General features: G+C 54.4%; 23 protein-coding genes. 15 read left to right on the top strand and 8 right to left on the bottom strand.

Features of this window, described 5'->3' with window-relative positions; all coding sequences use genetic code 11:
• The first annotated feature begins 98 nt into the window (after nucleotides 1-98).
• The 12 genes from skp to BTJ39_RS10490 all read left to right on the top strand — a co-directional run bounded on the left by skp (nucleotide 99) and on the right by BTJ39_RS10490 (nucleotide 13,826).
• Entirely contained in the window at nucleotides 99-596 is a 498-nt protein-coding gene (gene skp / locus BTJ39_RS10545) for a molecular chaperone Skp (protein WP_078002657.1), read from the top strand.
• Nucleotides 597-599: 3 nt separating this feature from the next.
• Nucleotides 600-1,622 (top strand): UDP-3-O-(3-hydroxymyristoyl)glucosamine N-acyltransferase, encoded by a 1,023-nt coding sequence (lpxD, locus tag BTJ39_RS10540; RefSeq protein WP_078002656.1) that lies wholly within the window; start codon nucleotides 600-602, stop codon nucleotides 1,620-1,622.
• A gap of 152 nt (nucleotides 1,623-1,774) precedes the next feature.
• The gene (gene fabZ, locus BTJ39_RS10535) at nucleotides 1,775-2,230 is read left to right on the top strand and encodes a 3-hydroxyacyl-ACP dehydratase FabZ (protein WP_078002655.1); all 456 of its coding nucleotides are present in this window, start codon (nucleotides 1,775-1,777) and stop codon (nucleotides 2,228-2,230) included.
• 4 nt (nucleotides 2,231-2,234) lie between these two features.
• On the top strand, nucleotides 2,235-3,023 hold the full coding sequence (gene lpxA, locus BTJ39_RS10530; protein WP_078002654.1) for an acyl-ACP--UDP-N-acetylglucosamine O-acyltransferase: 789 nt from the start codon (nucleotides 2,235-2,237) through the stop codon (nucleotides 3,021-3,023).
• Nucleotides 3,024-3,027: 4 nt separating this feature from the next.
• Nucleotides 3,028-4,173 (top strand): lipid-A-disaccharide synthase, encoded by a 1,146-nt coding sequence (gene lpxB / locus BTJ39_RS10525; RefSeq protein WP_078002653.1) that lies wholly within the window; start codon nucleotides 3,028-3,030, stop codon nucleotides 4,171-4,173.
• Entirely contained in the window at nucleotides 4,170-4,796 is a 627-nt protein-coding gene (gene rnhB / locus BTJ39_RS10520; protein WP_078002652.1) for a ribonuclease HII, read from the top strand. The genes lpxB and rnhB overlap by 4 nt, the downstream gene beginning before the upstream one ends.
• A 28-nt stretch (nucleotides 4,797-4,824) precedes the next feature.
• Nucleotides 4,825-8,307, top strand: a complete 3,483-nt coding sequence (dnaE, locus tag BTJ39_RS10515) for a DNA polymerase III subunit alpha (protein WP_078002651.1) — start codon at nucleotides 4,825-4,827, stop codon at nucleotides 8,305-8,307.
• A gap of 12 nt (nucleotides 8,308-8,319) precedes the next feature.
• Nucleotides 8,320-9,279 (top strand): acetyl-CoA carboxylase carboxyl transferase subunit alpha, encoded by a 960-nt coding sequence (accA, locus tag BTJ39_RS10510; RefSeq protein ID WP_078002650.1) that lies wholly within the window; start codon nucleotides 8,320-8,322, stop codon nucleotides 9,277-9,279.
• 233 nt (nucleotides 9,280-9,512) lie between these two features.
• Nucleotides 9,513-11,663 carry a lysine decarboxylase LdcC gene (locus BTJ39_RS10505; protein WP_078002649.1) on the top strand — a complete coding sequence of 717 codons (2,151 nt, stop codon included), beginning with the start codon at nucleotides 9,513-9,515 and terminating at the stop codon, nucleotides 11,661-11,663.
• A gap of 71 nt (nucleotides 11,664-11,734) precedes the next feature.
• Nucleotides 11,735-12,124, top strand: coding sequence for a VOC family protein (locus tag BTJ39_RS10500; RefSeq protein WP_078002648.1), 390 nt, complete (start codon nucleotides 11,735-11,737; stop codon nucleotides 12,122-12,124).
• 56 nt (nucleotides 12,125-12,180) lie between these two features.
• Nucleotides 12,181-13,512: a tRNA lysidine(34) synthetase TilS gene (gene tilS, locus BTJ39_RS10495; RefSeq protein WP_078002647.1), complete on the top strand. Its 1,332-nt coding sequence runs from the start codon at nucleotides 12,181-12,183 to the stop codon at nucleotides 13,510-13,512.
• A gap of 14 nt (nucleotides 13,513-13,526) precedes the next feature.
• On the top strand, nucleotides 13,527-13,826 hold the full coding sequence (locus tag BTJ39_RS10490) for a c-type cytochrome (protein WP_176110295.1): 300 nt from the start codon (nucleotides 13,527-13,529) through the stop codon (nucleotides 13,824-13,826).
• A gap of 65 nt (nucleotides 13,827-13,891) precedes the next feature.
• On the opposite strand, the gene rof is transcribed toward BTJ39_RS10490, so the two are convergent.
• Nucleotides 13,892-14,152, bottom strand: a complete 261-nt coding sequence (gene rof, locus BTJ39_RS10485) for a Rho-binding antiterminator (RefSeq protein WP_078002645.1) — start codon at nucleotides 14,150-14,152, stop codon at nucleotides 13,892-13,894.
• Nucleotides 14,133-14,339 (bottom strand): YaeP family protein, encoded by a 207-nt coding sequence (locus BTJ39_RS10480; protein ID WP_078002644.1) that lies wholly within the window; start codon nucleotides 14,337-14,339, stop codon nucleotides 14,133-14,135. The genes rof and BTJ39_RS10480 overlap by 20 nt, the downstream gene beginning before the upstream one ends.
• A gap of 133 nt (nucleotides 14,340-14,472) precedes the next feature.
• Here BTJ39_RS10480 and BTJ39_RS10475 point away from each other — a divergent pair, with 133 nt between their 5' ends.
• Both BTJ39_RS10475 and arfB read left to right on the top strand, forming a co-directional pair.
• Nucleotides 14,473-15,027, top strand: coding sequence for a YaeQ family protein (locus BTJ39_RS10475; protein WP_078002643.1), 555 nt, complete (start codon nucleotides 14,473-14,475; stop codon nucleotides 15,025-15,027).
• Nucleotides 15,024-15,446 carry an alternative ribosome rescue aminoacyl-tRNA hydrolase ArfB gene (arfB, locus tag BTJ39_RS10470; protein WP_078002642.1) on the top strand — a complete coding sequence of 141 codons (423 nt, stop codon included), beginning with the start codon at nucleotides 15,024-15,026 and terminating at the stop codon, nucleotides 15,444-15,446. Before BTJ39_RS10475 ends, arfB begins: the two co-directional genes overlap by 4 nt.
• A 90-nt stretch (nucleotides 15,447-15,536) precedes the next feature.
• On the opposite strand, the gene proS is transcribed toward arfB, so the two are convergent.
• From proS to metN, 6 genes are all read right to left on the bottom strand, one after another.
• Nucleotides 15,537-17,255 (bottom strand): proline--tRNA ligase, encoded by a 1,719-nt coding sequence (gene proS, locus BTJ39_RS10465; RefSeq protein ID WP_078002641.1) that lies wholly within the window; start codon nucleotides 17,253-17,255, stop codon nucleotides 15,537-15,539.
• A gap of 108 nt (nucleotides 17,256-17,363) precedes the next feature.
• Nucleotides 17,364-18,071 (bottom strand): tRNA (N6-threonylcarbamoyladenosine(37)-N6)-methyltransferase TrmO, encoded by a 708-nt coding sequence (gene tsaA, locus BTJ39_RS10460; protein ID WP_078002640.1) that lies wholly within the window; start codon nucleotides 18,069-18,071, stop codon nucleotides 17,364-17,366.
• A gap of 58 nt (nucleotides 18,072-18,129) precedes the next feature.
• Nucleotides 18,130-18,531 (bottom strand): Rcs stress response system protein RcsF, encoded by a 402-nt coding sequence (gene rcsF, locus BTJ39_RS10455; protein ID WP_078002639.1) that lies wholly within the window; start codon nucleotides 18,529-18,531, stop codon nucleotides 18,130-18,132.
• Between the two features lie 151 nt (nucleotides 18,532-18,682).
• Nucleotides 18,683-19,495, bottom strand: a complete 813-nt coding sequence (locus BTJ39_RS10450; RefSeq protein WP_078002638.1) for a MetQ/NlpA family lipoprotein — start codon at nucleotides 19,493-19,495, stop codon at nucleotides 18,683-18,685.
• Nucleotides 19,496-19,532: 37 nt separating this feature from the next.
• A complete protein-coding gene (locus BTJ39_RS10445; protein WP_078002637.1) occupies nucleotides 19,533-20,186 on the bottom strand; it encodes a methionine ABC transporter permease MetI in 654 nt (217 codons plus the stop codon).
• Nucleotides 20,179-21,210 carry a methionine ABC transporter ATP-binding protein MetN gene (gene metN / locus BTJ39_RS10440; RefSeq protein ID WP_078002636.1) on the bottom strand — a complete coding sequence of 344 codons (1,032 nt, stop codon included), beginning with the start codon at nucleotides 21,208-21,210 and terminating at the stop codon, nucleotides 20,179-20,181. The genes BTJ39_RS10445 and metN overlap by 8 nt, the downstream gene beginning before the upstream one ends.
• A 189-nt stretch (nucleotides 21,211-21,399) precedes the next feature.
• Between metN and gmhB the strand changes: the two genes are divergently transcribed.
• Nucleotides 21,400-21,960: a D-glycero-beta-D-manno-heptose 1,7-bisphosphate 7-phosphatase gene (gene gmhB, locus BTJ39_RS10435; protein ID WP_078002635.1), complete on the top strand. Its 561-nt coding sequence runs from the start codon at nucleotides 21,400-21,402 to the stop codon at nucleotides 21,958-21,960.
• The last annotated feature ends 323 nt before the right edge of the window (nucleotides 21,961-22,283 follow it).

The raw sequence follows: 22,283 nt of genomic DNA, 5'->3' as shown, positions 1-22,283 counted from the left end.
GCGAGTATCGCCTGAGAAACCGACGGCTAGCACAGACTGGCCGGCTATTCCAGGCAAAACTGTGTCGTTGACACAAACGTTGAGGTAAGGAGTTTATAGTGAAAAAGTTGTTGTGTGCCGCAGGTCTGGGTATTGCTCTGGCGGCTTCCGCTGGTGCGCAGGCCGCTGATAAAATTGCAGTGGTGAACGTTTCCAGCATTTTCCAACAGTTACCGCAACGTGCTACGGTTGCGAAGCAGCTTGAAACTGAATTCAAAAGCCGTGCTACCGAACTTCAGGGTATGGAACGCGATCTGCAGACCAAAATGCAGAGACTGCAGCGCGACGGTTCAACCATGAAGGCTTCTGAACGTAGCCGCATGGAAAAACAGGTTATGGCTGAGCGCGAAACCTTTTCCACTAAAGCTCAGGCATTTGAGCAGGATAATCGCCGTCGCCAGATGGAAGAGCGCAACAAGCTGCTGAGCCGTATCCAGGATGCTGTTCAGAAAGTCGCGGACAGCGAAGGCTATGATGTAGTTATCGATTCCAACGCGGTAGCTTACTCAGCCAAATCTAAAGATATTACTGCTGACGTCCTGAAACAGGTTAAATAATACATGTCTTCAATTCGACTGGCTGATTTAGCCCAGCAGTTGGATGCAGAATTGCACGGAGATGGCAGTCTTGCCATCTCCGGCATTGCTTCTATGCAATCCGCCCAATCCGGCCAGATAACCTTTCTTTCCAACAGTCGTTACCGTGAGCAGCTGGCTGATTGCCTTGCTTCAGCCGTGGTGCTGACGGAAGCCGATCTGCCGTGGTGCCGCAGCGCAGCGCTGGTGGTGAAAAATCCCTATCTGACTTTTGCCCGAATGGCGCAAATTCTGGATACCACCCCGAAGCCTGCTGACAGCATCGCGCCCAGCGCCGTTATCGACCCCAGCGCGAAGCTGGGTAAAAACATCGCTGTGGGCGCCAACGCCGTTATTGAGTCTGGCGTTGAGCTGGGAGATAACGTGGTGATTGGCCCCGGCTGCTTTGTTGGTAAAAAGGCGCGCATTGGCGCGGGTACAAAACTGTGGGCTAACGTCACGATTTATCACGAAGTTCAGCTGGGCAGCGATTGCCTGGTGCAGTCAGGTACGGTGATTGGCGCCGATGGTTTCGGTTATGCTAACGATCGCGGTAACTGGATAAAAATACCACAGCTTGGCACGGTAGTGATTGGCGACCGGGTTGAGATTGGCGCCTGCACCACTATCGATCGCGGCGCGTTGGATAACACCCTTATTGGTAATGGTGTTATTATTGATAACCAGTGTCAGATTGCGCATAACGTCATTATTGGCGACAATACCGCCGTTGCGGGCGGCGTCATTATGGCGGGCAGCCTGAAGATTGGTCGTTACTGCATGATCGGTGGGGCAAGCGTTATTAACGGTCACATGGAAATTTGCGATAAGGTAACGGTCACGGGAATGGGAATGGTCATGAGACCAATTACCGAACCTGGGGTATACTCCTCCGGTATTCCATTACAACCCAATAAAACCTGGCGTAAAACGGCAGCGCTGGTAATGAATATTGATGATATGAGCAAACGGCTGAAAGCCGTTGAGCGTAAAGTCGGCAAAGACTGAGCATTTATTCATCCCGCACTGACCGGCTTCAAAACTTCTTTACAGAGGTAAGGAAGCCAGGCATATGGAAACTGATTTGCGGCCTGCTGGCGATAAGCCGTTGCAGGCCGTGTTATTGATGCCATCAGATTTTTTAGGACAGGAAGAGTATTTTGACTACTGAAACGCATACTCTGAAAATTGAAGAGATTATTGAACTGCTTCCGCATCGTTACCCTTTTTTGCTGGTCGATCGCGTTCTTGAGTTCGAAGAGCACAAATATCTGCGTGCGGTTAAAAATGTTTCTGTCAACGAGCCGTTTTTCCAGGGGCATTTTCCTGGCAAACCCATTTTACCCGGCGTGTTGATCCTTGAAGCGATGGCCCAGGCCACTGGCATACTGGCGTTTAAAAGCGTTGGCAAGCTGGAGCCGGGCGAGCTCTACTATTTTGCTGGTATTGATGAAGCGCGCTTTAAGCGCCCGGTCGTGCCTGGCGATCAGATGATCATGGAAGTCACGTTTGAGAAAACCCGCCGCGGCCTGACGCGCTTTAAAGGCGTTGCTACCGTCGACGGAAAAATTGTTTGTGAAGCTACCATGATGTGCGCCCGCAGCCGGGAGGCCTAACTCTGTGATTGATAAAACCGCCGTCATCCATCCAAGTTCTGTTGTTGAAGAGGGCGCCGTTATTGGCGCTCGCGTGCATATTGGCCCGTTTTGTTTTATTGGCGCCGATGTTGAAATCGGCGAAGGCACGGTGCTGAAATCCCATGTCGTGATCAACGGTCACAGCAAAATTGGTAAAGACAACACTATTTACCAGTTTGCCACCATTGGGGAAGTGAATCAGGACCTGAAATATGCCGGTGAGCCAACGCGGGTTGAGATTGGCGACCGCAATAGCATTCGCGAAAGCGTTACTATCCACCGCGGTACGGCTCAGGCTGATGGGCTGACCAAAGTAGGTAGCGATAACCTGCTGATGGTTAATGCCCATATAGCGCACGACTGCATCGTCGGCGACCACTGTATTCTGGCGAATAATGCCACGCTGGGTGGTCATGTTACGATCGATGACTACGCTATTATCGGCGGTATGACGGCGGTACATCAGTTCTGTATCATTGGCGCGCACGTGATGGTCGGCGGCTGTTCCGGCGTTGCGCAGGACGTGCCGCCTTTCATTATCGCCCAGGGTAACCACGCCACGCCTTTCGGCATCAATCTGGTTGGCTTGCAGCGTCGCGGTTACAATAAAGAGGCGCTCCACGCTATCCGTAATGCCTATAAAGTGCTTTACCGCAGCGGGAAATCACTGGATGAAGCGAAACCGGAAATTGCGGAGATCGCGAAAGCGCATCCAGAAGTGCAGCCCTTCTACGATTTCTTTGCCCGTTCCACGCGTGGCCTGATCCGCTAAAGCTATGTCAGTGCAGCCGCTAACGTTTGCCCTCGTCGCCGGAGAAACCTCCGGCGATATTCTTGGCGCTGGCTTAATCCGGGCGCTGAAAGCCCGTCATCCCAATGCGCGTTTTGTTGGCGTAGCCGGTCCGCTGATGCAGGCGGAAGGCTGCGAGGCCTGGTATGAGATGGAAGAGCTGGCGGTGATGGGGATCGTCGAAGTGCTTGGCAGGCTGTCGCGTTTGCTGCACATCCGGCGTGATCTACTGCGTCGTTTTACTGAACTGCAACCCGACGTTTTCGTGGGCATCGATGCGCCGGATTTTAATATTACCCTGGAAGGTCGACTGAAGCGGCGCGGTATTCGCACCGTTCACTATGTCAGCCCCTCCGTGTGGGCCTGGCGGCAAAAGCGCGTGTTCAAAATTGGCCGCTCTACCGATCTGGTGTTGGCCTTTTTGCCGTTTGAAAAAGCCTTTTACGACCGTTTTAACGTCCCCTGTCGCTTTATCGGCCACACCATGGCGGACGCGATGCCATTGCAACCTGATAAGCTGGCCGCGCGTGATGAATTAGGCATTGCTGCCGATGCACGCTGCCTGGCGCTGCTGCCAGGAAGTCGCAGCGCGGAAGTGGAAATGCTCAGCGCCGATTTTCTTAAAGCGGCGGCAATATTGCGCCAGCAGGTAGGTGAACTGGAAATTCTGGTTCCGCTGGTTAATCCGCGCCGTCGCGAGCAGTTCGAAAAAATTAAATCTGAGGTTGCGCCGGAGCTGCACGTGCATTTGCTTGACGGTAAAGGGCGCCAGGCAATGATTGCCAGCGATGCGGCGATCCTTGCGTCCGGCACTGCGGCCCTTGAATGCATGCTGGCAAAATGCCCGATGGTGGTCGGCTACCGTATGAAGCCCTTCACTTTCTGGCTGGCGAAGCGGCTGGTTAAAACCGACTGGGTTTCCCTGCCTAATTTACTGGCGGGCCGCGAGCTGGTAAAAGAGCTGCTACAGCAGGAGTGCCAGCCTGAACGTCTGGCGGACGCCCTGAGGCCGCTGCTGACAGCCGGTGAAACGCGCGATAATCTGATTGCTACCTTTACTGAATTACATCAGCAGATCCGCTGGAATGCCGATGAGCAGGCCGCTGAAGCTGTGCTGGAGCTTTGCCAATGAATCCCTTTGTTTATCCGCAGGCGTCCCGTATTGCTGGCGTAGATGAAGTCGGGCGCGGGCCGTTGGTCGGAGCGGTAGTCACCGCGGCGGTGATCCTCGATCCTGCCCGTCCCATTGTCGGCCTTGCCGACTCGAAAAAACTCTCGGAAAAGCGCCGTCTGGCGCTCTATGATGAAATTAAGGATAAGGCGCTCAGCTGGAGCCTCGGCCGGGCCGAGCCTGATGAGATTGACCGTCTTAATATTCTGCACGCGACCATGCTGGCGATGCAGCGTGCGGTTGCCGGGCTGTCGCTCACGCCGGACCTGGTGTTAATTGATGGTAACCGCTGCCCGGTGCTGCCGGTTCCTTCTCAGGCGGTAGTGAAAGGCGACAGTCTGGTCGCCGAGATTAGCGCGGCTTCTATTCTGGCGAAGGTGACGCGCGACCGTGAAATGGCCGAGCTGGATGTGCTGTTTCCTGAGTATGGTTTCGCTCAGCACAAGGGTTATCCAACCGCGCTTCATCTGGAACGGTTGACGCAGCACGGGGCAACGTCGCATCATCGTCGTAGCTTTGCCCCGGTACGTAATGCGCTGCTGGATGCACAGGTGCGTGCCGCCGCCGCGCTGTCCGGTTTGTAATCTCCTTTAATACTGGTAACGGTAGAAAATGGCTGAACCTCGTTTTATTCATCTGCGCGTTCACAGCGACTACTCAATGATTGACGGTCTGGCGAAAACCGGGCCGTTGATTAAGAAGGCGTCATCGCTTGGCATGCCGGCCATTGCGATCACCGATTTCACCAACCTGTGCGGGCTGGTGAAGTTCTATGGCGGCGCCCACGGGCTGGGAATGAAGCCGATAATCGGCGCGGATTTCCTGGTGCGCAGCGAGGTGATGGGCGATGAGCTTGCTCAGCTGACGGTACTGGCGGCGAACAACGTCGGCTATCAGAATCTTACGCTGCTTATTTCACGCGCCTATCAGCGCGGCTATGGCGCAGAAGGGCCGATCATCGATCGCGACTGGCTGGTGGAGCATCGCGAGGGGATTATTTTGCTGTCCGGCGGACGCGGCGGCGATGTCGGTAAGATGATTATTCGTGGCAATACGGCCCTGGTCCATGAATGTCTGACGTTTTATCAGCAGCATTTTGACGGCTGCTATTACCTCGAACTGATCCGTACCGGCCGCGCTGATGAAGAAACTTATCTGCACGCGGCGGTGGACCTGGCCATTGAGCAGGGTATCCCGGTGGTGGCAACCAACGAGGTCTGCTTCCTGGAAGAGACGGACTTCGATGCCCATGAGATTCGCGTCGCGATCCATGACGGCTTTACCCTCGACGATCCCAAACGTCCGCGTAATTACAGCGCTCAGCAATATCTGCGCAGCGAACAGGAGATGTGTGAGCTGTTTGCCGACATCCCGGAAGCGCTGGCTAACAGCGTGGAAATTGCTAAGCGATGTAACGTTACCGTGCGGCTTGGCGAATATTTCCTGCCGCAATTTCCCACCGGCGATCTCTCCACCGAAGATTTTCTGGTGAAAAAATCGCAGGAGGGGCTGGAAGAGCGCCTGGAATTCCTTTATCCGGATGAGGCGGAGCGGGCGCAGAAGCGGCCGCCCTATGACGAACGCCTTGAGGTTGAACTGGGCGTTATTAACCAGATGGGTTTTCCGGGCTACTTTCTGATCGTAATGGAGTTTATCCAGTGGTCAAAGGATAACGGCATCCCCGTCGGACCGGGGCGCGGCTCCGGCGCTGGCTCGCTGGTCGCTTATGCGCTGAAAATTACCGACCTCGATCCGCTGGAGTTTGACCTGCTGTTCGAACGTTTCCTCAATCCTGAGCGCGTTTCAATGCCTGACTTTGACGTTGACTTCTGCATGGAGAAGCGCGACCAGGTTATTGAACACGTTGCTGATATGTATGGCCGCGACGCGGTGTCGCAGATCATTACTTTCGGTACGATGGCGGCCAAAGCGGTTATCCGCGACGTTGGCCGCGTGCTGGGCCATCCCTATGGTTTTGTTGATCGCATTTCTAAGCTGGTGCCGCCCGATCCGGGCATGACGCTGGCTAAAGCCTTTGAAGCCGAACCGCAGCTGCCGGAAATTTATGAGGCAGACGAAGAGGTCAAAGCGCTGATCGATATGGCGCGCAAGCTGGAAGGCGTGACGCGAAATGCCGGTAAGCACGCCGGCGGGGTTGTTATCGCGCCGACGAAAATTACCGATTTTGCCCCGCTTTATTGCGATGAAGAAGGACATCATCCGGTTACGCAGTTTGATAAAAACGACGTGGAGTACGCCGGCTTAGTGAAGTTTGACTTCCTCGGCCTGCGTACCTTGACGATTATCAACTGGGCGCTGGATATGATCAACGCCCGACGGGCGAAGCACGGTGAAGCGCCGATTGATATTACGGCCATCCCGCTTGAAGACAAAAAGAGCTTCGATATGCTGCAGCGGGCGGAAACCACGGCGGTTTTCCAGCTTGAATCGCGCGGCATGAAAGATCTTATCAAACGTCTGAAGCCTGACTGTTTTGAAGATATGATAGCCCTGGTGGCGCTGTTTCGCCCCGGACCGCTGCAATCCGGCATGGTGGATAACTTTATCGACCGTAAGCACGGGCGTGAGGAGATCTCCTACCCGGACATCCAGTGGCAGCACGAAACCTTGAAGCCGGTGCTTGAACCAACCTACGGCATCATCCTGTATCAGGAACAGGTGATGCAGATAGCCCAGGTTCTCTCCGGCTATACCCTTGGCGGCGCCGATATGCTGCGTCGCGCGATGGGTAAAAAGAAACCGGAAGAGATGGCCAAGCAGCGTTCTGTCTTTCAGGATGGCGCAGAAAAGATGGGCGTTAACGGCGAGTTGTCGATGAAAATCTTCGACCTGGTAGAGAAGTTTGCCGGCTATGGTTTTAACAAATCTCACTCCGCCGCCTATGCGCTGGTTTCTTATCAGACGCTGTGGCTGAAAGCGCATTATCCTGCTGAGTTTATGGCGGCGGTAATGACCGCCGATATGGATAATACCGAGAAGGTTGTCGGTCTGGTGGATGAATGCTGGCGGATGGGGCTAAAAATTCTGCCGCCGGATATCAACTCCGGCCTTTATCATTTTCATGTGAATGATGAAGGTGAAATCGTGTATGGCATCGGTGCGATTAAAGGCGTGGGCGAAGGCCCGATTGAAGCGATTATTGAGGCGCGCAATCAGGGGGGATATTTCCGTGAACTGTTCGACCTCTGCGCCCGTACCGACACCAAAAAGCTTAACCGCCGGGTGCTGGAAAAATTGATCATGTCCGGCGCTTTTGACCGTCTCGGTCCGCACCGGGCGGCATTAATGAGCGCGCTGGGCGATGCGCTGAAGGCGGCCGATCAGCATGCAAAAGCGGAGGCAACAGGCCAGGCGGATATGTTTGGCGTACTGGCAGAAGAGCCTGAGCAGGTTGAGCAATCCTATGCCAGCATTACGCCATGGCCGGAACAGGTGCAGCTGGATGGCGAACGTGAGACTTTAGGTCTTTACTTAACGGGCCACCCGATAAATCAGTACCTGAAGGAAATTGAGCGCTATGTCGGCGGCATGCGTCTGAAAGATATGCACCCGACCGAGCGTGGCAAAATTACCGTCGCCGCTGGCCTGGTGCTGGCAGCGCGGGTAATGGTCACCAAGCGCGGCAATCGCATTGGTATCTGTACTCTTGACGATCGTTCCGGTCGGCTGGAGATTATGCTGTTTACTGATGCGCTGGATAAATACCAGCAGCTGCTGGAAAAGGATAAAATTCTGATCGTCAGCGGACAGGTCAGCTTCGATGACTACAATGGCGGTCTTAAAATGACTGCCCGTGAAGTCATGGATATTGACGAAGCCCGCGAAAAATACGCGCGTGGGCTTGCTATCTCGCTGACGGACAGGCAAATTGATGACCAGCTATTAAACCGTCTCCGTCAGTCTCTTGAGCCTTATCGCTCAGGAACGATCCCGGTACATCTCTATTACCAGAGAACGGATGCGCGCGCAAAGTTACGCTTTGGCGCAACCTGGCGCGTGTCCCCCAGCGATCGTCTGTTGAACGATTTACGATCGCTGATAGGATCGGAGCAGGTGGAACTGGAGTTTGATTAAAACAGGAACATTATGAGTCTTAATTACCTGGATTTCGAGCAGCCGATCGCAGAACTGGAGGCGAAGATTGATTCCCTCAAAGCGGTTAGCCGTCAGGATGAAAAACTGGATTTTAATCTGGATGAAGAAGTCACGCGCCTGCGTGAAAAAAGCGTCGAACTGACGCGTAAAATCTTCTCCGATTTGGGCGCATGGCAAATTGCGCAGCTGGCGCGCCATCCACTGCGGCCCTATACGCTGGACTATGTCCGTAATATTTTTACCGACTTTGATGAGCTGGCCGGCGATCGCGCCTACGCTGACGACAAGGCCATTGTGGGCGGAATTGCCCGCCTCGACGACCGTCCGGTGATGATTATTGGTCATCAGAAGGGCCGTGAAACCAAAGAAAAAATTCGGCGCAACTTCGGCATGCCGGCGCCGGAAGGTTACCGTAAGGCGCTGCGCCTGATGGAGCTGGCCGAGCGCTTTAAGCTGCCCATAATTACTTTTATCGATACGCCTGGCGCCTATCCCGGTGTCGGCGCGGAGGAGCGCGGTCAGTCTGAGGCGATCGCGCGCAACCTGCGTGAAATGTCCGGTCTTAAGGTGCCGGTCATTTGTACCGTAATTGGTGAAGGTGGTTCTGGCGGCGCGCTGGCGATTGGCGTTGGCGATAAAGTCAATATGTTGCAGTACAGTACCTACTCGGTTATTTCGCCGGAGGGATGTGCTTCAATCCTGTGGAAAAGCGCCGATAAAGCGCCGCTGGCGGCGGAAGCGATGGGCATCATCGCCTCTCGCCTGAAAGAGCTTAAGCTTATTGACTCTATCGTGCCGGAGCCGCTGGGCGGTGCGCATCGCGACCCGATTAAAATCGGCGAGTCGCTTAAAGAGCAATTGCTGGCCGATCTGGCCGATCTTGAGGTACTGAGTTCCGAAGAGCTGCTTAATCGCCGCTATCAGCGCCTGATGAATTACGGCTATGCCTGATTGATTACCCGGCCGTTTCCAGTGAAAAAAGGATCGCTTAGCGATCCTTTTTTATTGGTTAGCCTGGGGCGTTGAGGATGGCAGGGAGGGGCGTTGTCGTGGTTATGCGATGTTTATCAGCGGGTTGCCCGGCGAAAAAAACACGCCTTGTGCGTTTTTAAGCCGCAGATTAACGCGCTAGCGTAACCTGTTCACTATGCTTAAAGCTCAAAAGCATAAGATCAGGAGACATGATGAACATCCTTGCCATTATGGGACCACACCAGGCGTACTATAAAGATGAACCTATCCGCGAGCTGGATAGCGCCCTGCAAGTGCAGGGTTTTCAGACTATTTATCCGCGAGACGCCGCTGATTTACTGGCGCTGATCGAACATAATCCGCGCGTTTGCGGTGTGATATTCGACTGGGATGAGTATAGCCTCGACCTGTGCAGCGAAATTAACCAGCTCAATGAATACCTGCCGCTTTATGCTTTCATCAACACCCACTCTTCGCTGGACGTTTCGATCAATGAGATGCGTATGGCGCTGTGGTTTTTTGAATATGCGCTGAATGCAGCCGAAGATATTGCGCAACGTATCCGCCAGTACACGGATGAATATCTCGATAGCATTACCCCGCCACTCACCAAAGCGCTGTTTACCTATGTGAAAGAAGGAAAATACACCTTTTGCACCCCCGGTCATATGGCCGGTACGGCTTACCAGAAAAGTCCGGTAGGGACGCTGTTTTATGATTTTTTTGGTGCTAATACCTTGAAGGCAGATATTTCTATTTCGGTTACCGAACTGGGATCGCTGCTCGACCATTCCGGACCGCATCTGGAAGCGGAGGAATATATTGCCCGCACCTTTGGCGCCGAGCAGAGCTATATGGTCACTAATGGCACTTCAACGTCGAATAAGATTGTCGGCATGTATGCCGCGCCAGCGGGCAGCACGGTATTGGTGGATCGCAATTGCCATAAGTCGCTGACGCATTTGTTGATGATGAGCGACATCATTCCTATCTGGCTGACGCCAACGCGTAACGCGCTGGGCATTCTGGGAGGGATTGCTAAGCGCGAGTTTACCCGCGATAGCATTGCGCTGAAGGTGGCCCAAACGCCACGCGCCAGCTGGCCGGTGCATGCTGTCATCACTAATTCAACTTATGATGGCCTGCTTTATAACACCCAGTACATCAAAGAGACGCTGGATGTGCCGTCGTTGCATTTTGACTCGGCCTGGGTGCCCTATACCCATTTTCACCCGATTTACGCCGGTAAAAGTGGTATGAGCGGTGAGCGTATTCCGGGCAAAGTTATCTATGAAACGCAATCCACCCATAAGCTGTTGGCTGCTTTTTCGCAGGCATCGTTGATCCATATTAAAGGTGATTATGATGAACAGACCTTTAATGAAGCCTATATGATGCATACCACTACCTCGCCTAACTACCCGATTGTCGCGTCGATCGAGACGGCGGCGGCGATGCTGCGTGGTAACCCCGGCCGGCGGTTGATTACGCGTTCGGTTGAGCGGGCATTGCATTTCCGCCGTGAGGTTCAGCGTCTGCGCGAAGAGTCCGACAGCTGGTTTTTTGATATCTGGCAGCCCGATGGCATTGATGAGGCAATGTGCTGGCCGATTCAGCCCGGCGAAGAGGACTGGCACGGCTTTGCCGATGCCGACGCCGATCATATGTATCTCGATCCGATTAAAGTGACCATCCTGACGCCGGGAATGAGTGAACAAGGAGAGATGGCGCAAGAGGGGATACCCGCGGCGCTGGTGGCGCGCTATCTCGATCAGCGCGGGGTGGTGGTGGAAAAAACCGGCCCTTATAACCTGCTGTTCCTGTTCAGTATCGGTATTGATAAAACCAAGGCGATGGGGCTGCTGCGCGGTCTGACGGAGTTTAAGCGAGCCTACGACCTCAATCTGCGTATTAAGAACATGCTGCCGGATCTGTATGCCGAAGATCCGGACTTTTATCGCCATATGCGCATTCAGGATCTGGCGCGCGGTATCCATAGCCTGATCCGCCAGCACGATCTGCCGCGATTAATGCTGCAGGCTTTTGCCCGCCTGCCGGAAATGGTACTGACGCCGCATCAGATGTTTCAACAGCAGGTGAAAGGCAACGTCGAGACGATTGAGCTGGGCGAGCTGGAAGGGCGGGTTTCCGCCAATATGATCCTGCCTTATCCGCCCGGCGTGCCGGTGGTGATGCCGGGTGAGCGCATCACCCATGACAGCCGCCCGGTGCTCGACTTTCTGCTGATGCTGTGCAGCATTGGGGTCCATTACCCGGGGTTTGAAACCGATATCCATGGCGCAACCTTAACTGAGGATGGTCGCTATCTGGTTCGGGTATTGCGTGATGATGGCATTGTCTGATTCTGCGTTTGGCGGGTTTTTCCCGGCGCGGCGTTATGCGAGGATAGCGTCGTTTATCATGAGGAAAAGCTATGCTCAAACTAAATCAGGTGCATCATATTGCTATCATCGCCAGCGACTATCCGCGCAGTAAAGCTTTCTACTGCGATATTCTCGGCTTCACGCTGCTTGACGAAGTTTATCGCGAGGCCAGAGATTCATGGAAAGGCGACCTGGCGCTGCACGGGCAGTATCTGATTGAGCTTTTCTCTTTTCCCGCAGCGCCCGCGCGCATCACCCAGCCGGAAGCTCAGGGGCTGCGTCATCTGGCGTTCAGCGTCGATGATGTGGCCAGCGCGCGCGCGCAGCTTGAAGCCAGCGGCGTGAGCTGCGAGCCGGTGCGGGTAGATCCGCTGACCGGTAAGCATTTCACCTTTTTCACCGATCCGGACGGTTTGCCGCTGGAGCTGTATCAGGCGTAGAATAGCCGTGATATTGACAGGGCGATTTCGCCTCACGGTTAAGACAGGGATCCGGTATGTCACCACTCTCCTCGCTCTCCAGCTGTATTCAGGGATACCGTCACGTACTACTGGCTTTTAGTGGCGGGCTGGACTCGACGGTGTTATTACATCGTCTGGTGCAGCTACGTTCAAACCAACCTGGATTGCAGCTACGCGCTGTTCATATACATCACGGTCTGAGTAATAACGCAGATTACTGGGCTGAGCACTGCCAGAGTCTCTGCCAAAGCTGGCAGGTCGCTTGTGAGGTGGTGCGCGTGCAGCTGGCTGCCGACAGCGAGCTGGGCACTGAAGGCGCTGCGCGCCAGGCGCGCTATCATGCTTTAAGTCAGCGCCAGCGGGACGATGAGCTGCTGCTGACGGCGCAGCATCTCAACGATCAGTGCGAGACGTTTTTGCTGGCCTTAAAAAGGGGCAGCGGACCGGCCGGGCTGGCAGCAATGCCGGCCTTTCGTCGCCGGCAGAAAAAAGCCCATGCGCGTCCGCTGCTACAGGAAACGCGTCGCGAACTGGAAGAGTGGGCGCAGGCCTATCAGCTGCGCTGGATTGAAGATGAAAGCAATCAGGACTGCCGCTACGATCGCAACTTTCTGCGTCGGCAGGTCATTCCCGAACTTGAAGCTCGCTGGCCGCATTTTTCCGCCATGACGGCGCGTTCAGCGACGCTGTGTGGTGAGCAGGAGGCGCTACTTGACGAGCTGCTGGCGCCCCAGCTTGCCGCCTGTATTCAGCCGGATGGCAGCTTCGATACGCAATCTTTGCATGCGATGAGCCAGCTTCAGCGCTTTGCGCTGCTGCGCCGCTGGATCGCATCTCAGCAGGGAGATATGCCGTCAAGAGAGGTGTTACAGCGTCTGTGGCAGGAGGTGGTGCTCAGTCGTGAAGATGCCGCGCCGCGTTTGCGCTGGGGGAAACAGGTCATCCGCCGCTACCGTCAGCGTTTATGGCTGCATTCTGCTGCTGAAACGGCGCAGCCGGAGAGCGTCAGCTGGCTGCCGCCCTATGGCTTACTGACGCTGCCTGCCGGGCTGGGGTCATTAGCGATTTCTGACTATGGCCACTGGCAGATCCGGGCGCCGCACGTTGATGAGCACGTCTCGGTGCGTTTTCGCGCTGAGGGCGAGTTCTATATTGTTGGTCGCAGCGGCAAAAGAGCAATTAAAAAGCTGTGGCAGGAACACGGCATACCGCCCTGGCAGCGAACCCGTACGCCGATGATTTTTTACAACGAGACGCTGATTGCGGCTCTGGGGGTTTTCATCACCCGCGAGGGACAAAGCAACGCAGATAACCTGCACCGCTGGCGCCTTCACTGGCAGCGCAGCGACGCCGGGGTGCAAGCATGAGTAAAGCAATATGGATGATAGTGCTGCTATCAATGCTGATAAGCGAGGTTGCGCTGGCTGCCGGAAATCCGCAGGCGGGCGAGGAAAAGTCAGCCGCCTGTCGCGCCTGTCACGGCGCGAATGGCAAAGCAACGGCGGCGGTATATCCTGACCTTGCCGGGCAAAAAGAAGGCTATCTGCTGCAGGCGTTGCTGGCGTATAAAAACGGTGGGCGCAGCGGCGGTCAGGCGGAGGTAATGAAGGCGTTTGTTGCCGGGCTGAGCGATGAGGATATGGCAAACCTGGCGGCATACTATGCCAGTCTGAAGCCATAAAAATCGGGGAAGTATCGGGAGATGTAAAGGCAGGTTGGGGCGACCTCAGCGGTCGCCCTGAAAGGTTAATCGTCCTCGCTGACCACCACGGTGCCAAGCTCCGGATGGCTAAAGCTGGCAATGTGATCCAGACGTAATTCACGGATTTCGCCGGAAAGATCGATAGCCAGATATTCCACCTTTTTACGGGATACCATATCAAGGGCTTTCGCCTTCAGCTGCTCACCGCTTTTTAACTCCAGAACCAGGGTCCAACCTTTCTGACAGGCGAGTTCGAGATGGTCGTAATCATCACAATTGATGGGTTTATATTCTTTCGTCAACATAATCGCTCACCAATAAGTTTGCAGCAGCATAAGCTGCCTGTTCCCTGATGGAAAAGTGTAGCTCACTATTTGCCGCTACCTCATTAAGCGCTTTGAGAGCACATCCCAGCGCGTCCGGGATATAGCCCAGGTCGCCGCTGGCGATTTCACTGTAGGTGCGACGAATTAATTCACAATACTGTTGCATTTGCACCCCCTTGCAGAGTTTTCTATGGTGCTCCGGCGACTATAGCACAGGCTTTAACGCGAAATCAGCCCGGCAGCGGTGATTTTGCTATATGATTCCGGGTCTTGCTACCTGACTTCATTTAGGGATCTCTATGGCGCTGAAAGCGACAATCTATAAAGCCCAGCTAAACGTTGCTGATATGGATCGTAACCGTTTTCTAGATGTTTCGTTAACCCTTGCGAGGCATCCATCGGAAACGGAAGAAAGGATGATGCTACGCCTGCTGGCGTGGATCTGCCATGCTGACGAGCGGCTGCAGTTTACCCGCGGCCTCTGCGCGGATGATGAACCCGAACTCTGGTTACTGAGCGATAGTCAGCAAATTGAACAGTGGATCGATCTGGGATTGCCTGACGAAAAGAGAATGAAAAAAGCCAGCGCGCGCGCCGGGCGCGTTTACTTGTATGTATACAGCTCGCGGGCCGCGGCCGTCTGGTGGCCGCAGCAGCGTGATAAGCTGGCTCGTCTGGCGAATCTGAGCGTGCGCTATATTGATGATCAGCAGTTAGCTACGCTGGTTTCTTTTGCTGCGCGCTCGATGTCGCTACAGGCAACGCTTCAGGATGGTATCATCTGGCTTTCTGATGCCGAACGCCATGCGGAAATAAAGCTCACAGACTGGCTGATAGAAGGTGAATTAACATGATCGTGCTGTCGCGCAGCGCCGTTATTCATAGTGATGAGATCGAGATAACGGCGATCCGCGCACAGGGCGCCGGCGGGCAACATGTCAATAAGAATGCCACGGCGGTGCATCTGCGTTTTGATATCCGCGCGTCAACGCTGCCCGATTTTTATAAGTCGCGACTGCTTGCCGCCAGTCATCACCTGATTACCCAGGACGGGATGATCGTAATTAAGGCTCAGCAGCATCGAAGCCAGGAGCTGAACCGGCAGGACGCGCTGCAGCGACTTGAAAGTCTGATTCGTGATTTAACCCGGGTAGAAAAGGCCAGGCGAGCCACGCGCCCGACATTGGCGTCAAAGAAGCGTCGGCTGGAAGGCAAAGCGCAGAAGTCGCAGACCAAATCGCTGCGCGGGCGCGTGCGTAAAATTTCAGAATAGCCGCCGTAAGCGACAGGGCATGCCCGTCAGCTCAGGCAAAAAGAAACCCCGCCGCAGCGGGGTTATTTCTACCTGACCGTAGCCGTTTGCTCAGCCTTTGATCGCTTTCACCAGCAGGTCGACGATTTGGTCGGCTTTGATCATCTTCTTCTCACCTTCACGACGATGCTTATATTCAACTTCGTCGTTGTCGAGATTGCGATCGCCGATGACGACCGTATGCGGTACGCCGATCAGTTCCATATCGGCGAACATCACGCCGGGGCGCTCTTTGCGATCGTCGAGAATCACGTCAATGCCCTGAGCACGCAGCCTGGCATAGAGGTCTTCCGCCGCTTCTTTCACCCGGAAGGACTTGTGCATGTTCATCGGCAGAATCGCCACGTTGAACGGCGCCAGGGCTTCAGTCCAGATAATGCCGCGTTCGTCGTGATTTTGTTCGATAGCGGCGGCAACTACCCGGGTAATGCCAATGCCGTAGCAGCCCATGGTCATCACCTGATTGCGGCCATCTTCACCCTGTACTGAGGCCTTCAGCGCGTCGGAATACTTGGTTCCCAGCTGGAAGATATGACCCACCTCGATACCGCGTTTGATCAGCAGTGTACCCTGACCATCCGGGCTGATGTCGCCTTCTACCACGCTGCGAATGTCGGCTACCTGCGGCAGCGGCAGATCGCGCTGCCAGTTGATGCCGACATAATGCTTGCCGTCAATATTGGCGCCTGCGCTGAAGTCGCTCATTACCGCCACGGAACGGTCTGCCACAACCGGCAGGTTTAAACCAACCGGACCCAGTGAGCCGGGACCGGCACTCACCAGGGCGCGAATTTCCGCTTCGCTGGCAAAGGTTAGCGGCGCGGCAACGATATCAATTTTCTCCGCTTTCACTTCATTCAGCTCATGGTCGCCGCGCACCAGCAGCGCGACCAGCGTATGACCGCTCTCCGGCGTAGCTTTCACCATCAGCGTTTTGATGGTTTTTTCAATCGGCAGGTTAAAGCGAGCGACCAGATCGGCAATAGTTTTGGTATCAGGCGTGTCGATTTGACTCAGCGCCTGTGCCGGCGCCGCACGCTCTGCCTGCGGGGCAACGGCTTCTGCCAGCTCAATATTCGCTGCATAGTCTGACGCGGTAGAAAAGACGATGGCATCTTCGCCGCTTTGTGCCAGCACCTGAAATTCATGGGAGGCACTGCCGCCAATAGAGCCGGTATCGGCCTGCACCGCGCGGAAATCCAGCCCCATACGGCTGAAACTCTGGCTATAGGCGCGGTACATCACCTCATAGGTTTGCTGGAGCGATTCCTGCGTGGTATGAAATGAATAAGCATCTTTCATAATAAATTCGCGTGAGCGCATGACGCCAAAGCGCGGGCGCACTTCGTCACGGAACTTGGTCTGGATCTGGAACAAATTAATCGGCAGCTGCTTGTAAGAGCTTAGTTCATTTCTGATCAGGTCGGTGATGACCTCTTCATGCGTTGGCCCTAACACGAACGGACGTTCACCGCGGTCAACGAAGCGCAGCAGCTCAGGACCGTATTGCTCCCAGCGTCCACTCTCCTGCCACAGATCGGCTGGCTGCACCACCGGCATGGAAATTTCGATCGCCCCGGCGTTGTTCATCTCTTCACGTACGATATTCTCAACTTTTTTCAGCACGCGCAGACCGGTTGGTAACCAGGTATACAGGCCAGAAGCAAGTTTGCGGATCATGCCAGCGCGTAGCATCAGCTGGTGGCTGATCACTTCGGCATCAGCGGGAGTCTCCTTCAGCGTGGAGAGCAGGTATTGAGTAGTGCGCATGGGTTACGGTTCCAGTTATGCGGAAAATATCGACGTCAGACAATCGAAAAAAGAGTGGGGGCTAGTTTACCAGCGTGTGCAGTATGCAAAAAGAGTATGTGACATAAATTAGCGCGGATCGACCGCAATAACTTCCGTTCCCGAGTCGGTAATGCGCCAGCGGACGTTAAAGTCGAGCAGCCAGGCTGCGTATTCGCGCCCGGCTTCGGCACCTTTACGGTAGGCCGGACGCGGATCCTGAGCCAGTACTTGCGTAATAAAACGCCTGAGGTCGGGATAGCGCTGACACTGGCCGGCAATTTGCTCGAGGGCGCGGGCGGAAAAGCTGACCGGCATCATGGCTGCGGGCGCCTGCTGAGCAAAACCGGCCTGGGCATCCGGCAGCGCTTCGGCAAACGGCAGGTAAGGTTTAATATCCACCACCGGCGTACCGTCGATCAGATCGAGGCTGCCCAGCTGCAATTTCACGTTGCCGCCCTCGATTTCAACGCGCTTTAACGCCACCAGCGACATTCCGATCGGGTTAGGGCGAAACGTTGAGCGCGTAGCGAATACGCCCATGCGCGTATTGCCGCCGAGGCGAGGAGGGCGCACGGTTGGTCGCCAGCCAGCCTGCTGCGTCTGATGAAAAATAAATAATAGCCAGAGATGGCTGAAGGACTCCAGGCCTCGTACAGCTTCTGGTTGATTATAGGGCGGCAACAGCTCCAGCGTTCCGCCGCCGTCAGCGATCAGGCCCGGCTGGCGCGGCACGGCAAACTTCTCTTTCCACGGAGAGTGAATAATGCCGATTGGCTGGAAAGAGAATGCCGTCATGCCATTGCCTGAAGTGGAGGGGAGCTGTCGCTACAGAGAACCCTGGGCTTTATTCGCGTCATTTGGTCGTTTTAAGCGCCGATCCCTGACATACCGCCTGGCGGTAACATCCGGAAGTGGTGGTAACAATTTCGCACTTATGCAACAGCACCGCGTTAGCTTTCATCGTGGAGGCGCGGATTTGCATGCGCTTACGTGCGGTATTGATATTGGCCGGGGAGTCCTGGGTGGAACTTTGACAATCCTCGCCGGAAACTTCGCCAAGGTCGCGAAACGGTTTGCTTACCAGATCGGCTGCATCGGTATAAATCGCCACCTGAGGCGGGCGCGGGGCCGGTTTACTGTGCACAGGGCTTCCCGGCTGCGAAAACAGTGGCCTGCTCTTCACCGGTGCAGGGGATTTATGCAGTGAACACCCCGTCAGCATCAGCGCTAACAGACAGAGTGGCAATGCGCGCATGGGAAAATCCTCATGTTCTAAAAAGTTGCGTTATTGAAGCAAGCAATCGGAAAAATAACAAGAAGACAGCATAAAATAACAGAGCGGGCCAGGCCCGCTCTTTTTACGTTTGGCTCAGTTTCTGCAGCGAATGTGCAGCTGTTACCAGAGATTACCAGCCTTTAACCGCACCACCGTTAAAGATTTTGTTAGCTGCTTCGTTAACTTCGTCAGACTGATAAGCCTGAACAAACTTTTTGACATTCTCTGCGTCTTTGTTGTCTTCACGCGCAACGATCAGGTTCACGTAAGGAGAATCTTTGTCCTCAACAAACAGACCATCTTTGGTTGGCGTCAGGCCGATCTGGCTGGCATAGGTGGTATTGATAACCGCCAGGGCGATCTGCTGATCGTCAAGTGAACGCGGCAGTTGAGGGGCTTCCAGTTCCACCAGTTTAAGGTGTTTCGGATTGTCAACTACGTCCAGTACGGTCGGCAGCAGGCCAACGCCATCTTTCAGCTTGATCAGGCCCACTTTCTGCAGCAGCAGCAGGGAGCGACCGAGGTTGGTCGGGTCATTGGGAATGGCGATCTGCGCGCCATCCTGCAGTTCATCAAGGGATTTGATTTTTTTCGAGTAGCCAGCGATAGGGTAAACGAAGGTATTTCCGACCGGAACCAGCTTGTAGCCGCGATCTTTGATTTGCTGATCCAGGTAAGGCTTATGCTGGAAGGCGTTCGCATCGATATCGCCTTTGCTCAGCGCTTCGTTGGGCAGCACATAATCGTTAAAGCTGACCAGCTCGACATCAAGACCATATTTTTCTTTGGCAACCTTCTGCGCTACCTCAGCAACCTGCTGTTCGGCGCCGGTAATCACGCCGACTTTAATATGGTTCGGATCTTTCTCTTTCTGACCGCAGCCGGCGATTGCCAACGCACCAATTAACGCACCCAGAGCTGCAACTTTTTTAAATTTAGACATATCCCTTCCTCAATAATCTACTGTGTTGTGTTTCACGTTACTTGTGAGTGACCGCACGAACAATGCGATCGCCACAAAACTGAATTAACCAGACCAGAATGATAAGCAGAATCAGAACCGTGTTCATCACCGGCGGGTTATAAGTATTGTAGCCGTACTGAATGCCAATCTGCCCCAGACCGCCCGCACCTACAGCACCGCCCATAGCCGAATAGCCAACCAGCGTGATAAGGGTGATGGTCGCCGCATTAATCAGGCCGGGCAGGGCTTCAGGTAGCAGCACCTTGCGGATAATCTGCAGGGGCGTGGCGCCCATTGCCCGTGATGCTTCAATCAATCCGGTTGGCAGTTCCAGCAGGGTGTTTTCCACCATGCGCGCGATAAACGGCGCGGCCCCAACGGTAAGGGGAACAATCACTGCCTGCAGCCCAATCGATGTGCCTACCACCAGTCGGGTGAAAGGGATCATCCACACCAGCAGAATGATGAACGGTATCGAGCGAAAAATATTAACGATGATTGATGTAATACGATTCAGCTTTGCGTTTTCCATTATCTGGCCGCGGCGGGTGACGTACAGCAATACGCCAAAAGGCAGGCCAATGACAAAACCCAGAAAGCCCGAAACGAAGGTCATAGTCAGGGTTTCACCCAGGCCCCGAACCAGGATCCAAATCATTCCCTCAGACATAGCCCAGAACCTCTACTTTCACATGGTGCTCCTGCAGGAAGGCGATCGCGGCTGCCACGTCATCGTCTTCTCCATCAATTTCTGCCAGCATAATGCCGAATTTCACGCCGCCGGCGTAATCCATCTGCGCGCTGATAATGTTGTTGTTAACGTTAAAACGACGCGCGGCTTGAGAAAGCAGCGGGGCGTCGACGGACTGGCCGGTAAACTCCAGCTGCAGTAGCGGCATCAGGTCCGGGCCTTTTTCCGCTTTCATACGCTGGATGTAATCGTCCGGAATATCGAGGTGCAGCGTGGAGCGGATAAATTGCTGGGCCAGCGGGGTTTTCGGATGAGAAAACACTTCGCTAACGCTGTCCTGTTCGATCAGCTGTCCGTCGCTGATAACGGCGACCCGATCGCAAATACGCTTAACGACGTCCATTTCATGGGTAATCAGCAAAATGGTCAGCCCGAGGCGCCGATTAATATCTTTCAGTAGTTCAAGAATAGAGCGCGTGGTCGCCGGGTCAAGGGCGCTGGTGGCTTCATCGCACAGCAGAACCTTCGGATCGCTTGCCAGCGCGCGCGCAATGGCGACGCGCTGCTTTTGTCCGCCGGAAAGGTTTGCCGGCCAGACGTCTTTTTTATCGGCCAGGCCAACCAGATCCAGCAGTTCAGTGACGCGTCGTTTGATCTCGGCGCGCGGCGTGTTATCCAGCTCCAGCGGCAGAGCGACGTTACCAAACACCGTGCGGGAGTTAAGTAAATTAAAGTGTTGAAATATCATACCGATCTGGCGACGCGCCTGGATCAGTTTGCCTTCTGAAAGGTGGGTGAGCTCAACGCCGTCAACCGTAACGCTGCCGGACGTCGGCCGCTCCAGCAGGTTCACGCAGCGAATCAGGGTGCTTTTTCCGGCGCCCGACGCACCGATAACCCCGTAAATTTGTCCAGCGGGTACGTGCAGGCTAACATCGGCCAGCGCCGTAATGCGCCGCGCTCCCTGCTGGAAGACTTTGGTAATATTCGACAGTTTAATCATTAGCTTATATGTGCAATCTAAAAAAATTCATCCGCTATATTCGGATATCTTTGGCGATAAAATAACGTTGTGGTCTGGATGGTAAGGTATCCAGACGTCTAAATCAATCGAAGTTAATCAAACTGGCATTCTCTCTTTATATGTAATCATGCGATACTTTGCGCCATCTTTTGTAGCAGGAGTTTCTACGTGGCCGATCTTCTACCCGCAATATTTCTGGATCGTGATGGCACCCTTAATGTCGATCACGGCTATGTCTATGAGATAGATAACTTTGAGTTTATTGATGGTGCGATCGAAGCCCTGCGCGAACTCAAAGAAATGGGCTATTTACTGGTGCTGGTCACCAATCAGTCCGGCATCGCTCGCGGTATGTTCAGCGAGGAGGATTTCGCGCAGCTTACCGAGTGGATGGACTGGTCATTAGCCGATCGCGATGTGGATCTCGATGGTATCTATTATTGTCCGCATCATCCGCAAGGCAGCATTGACGCGTTTCGCCAGGCGTGTAACTGCCGTAAGCCGCAGCCGGGTATGCTGCTCGATGCACAAAAATATCTCAGGATTGATATGGCCCGTTCCATTATGGTGGGTGACAAGCTTGAAGATATGCAGGCGGCAGCAGCGGCAGGCGTGGGTAAAAAAGCGCTGGTGCGTACCGGCAAGCCGGTGACGGCGGAGTCGCAGGCTGCTGCTGACTGGGTGATTGAAAGCCTTGCTGATTTGCCTGCCCGCATTCGTCAGGGCTAAAACCGCCGGGTTTGCTCTAATTTTCAGCGGACGGCAAATAAAGTTGAACTTTACGCTTGCGCTATAAAAATTCCCCCCTATAATGCGCCTCCACTGACAGGGTACAGCGGCAACGCTGGCCGGGTTGGCAGGAGAGTGAAGTGATTCATTTTCTGATGAAGATTAAGGAAAAAATTCTTGACTCTTCAGCGGTGGTGCGTAATATACGCCACCTCGCGACAGCAGGCTGCACGCCGCGTCGCACGCTCTTTAACAATTTATCAGACAATCTGTGTGGGCACTCGCAGGATTGATATCGCAAAACTATTTGATGTATCAAGTCT

This window comes from Izhakiella australiensis, from assembly GCF_002006995.1.
GTDB lineage: Bacteria > Pseudomonadota > Gammaproteobacteria > Enterobacterales > Enterobacteriaceae > Izhakiella > Izhakiella australiensis.
Note: the sequence above shows the minus strand (reverse complement) of the source record. Positions and strands in the feature narration are given on the sequence as shown.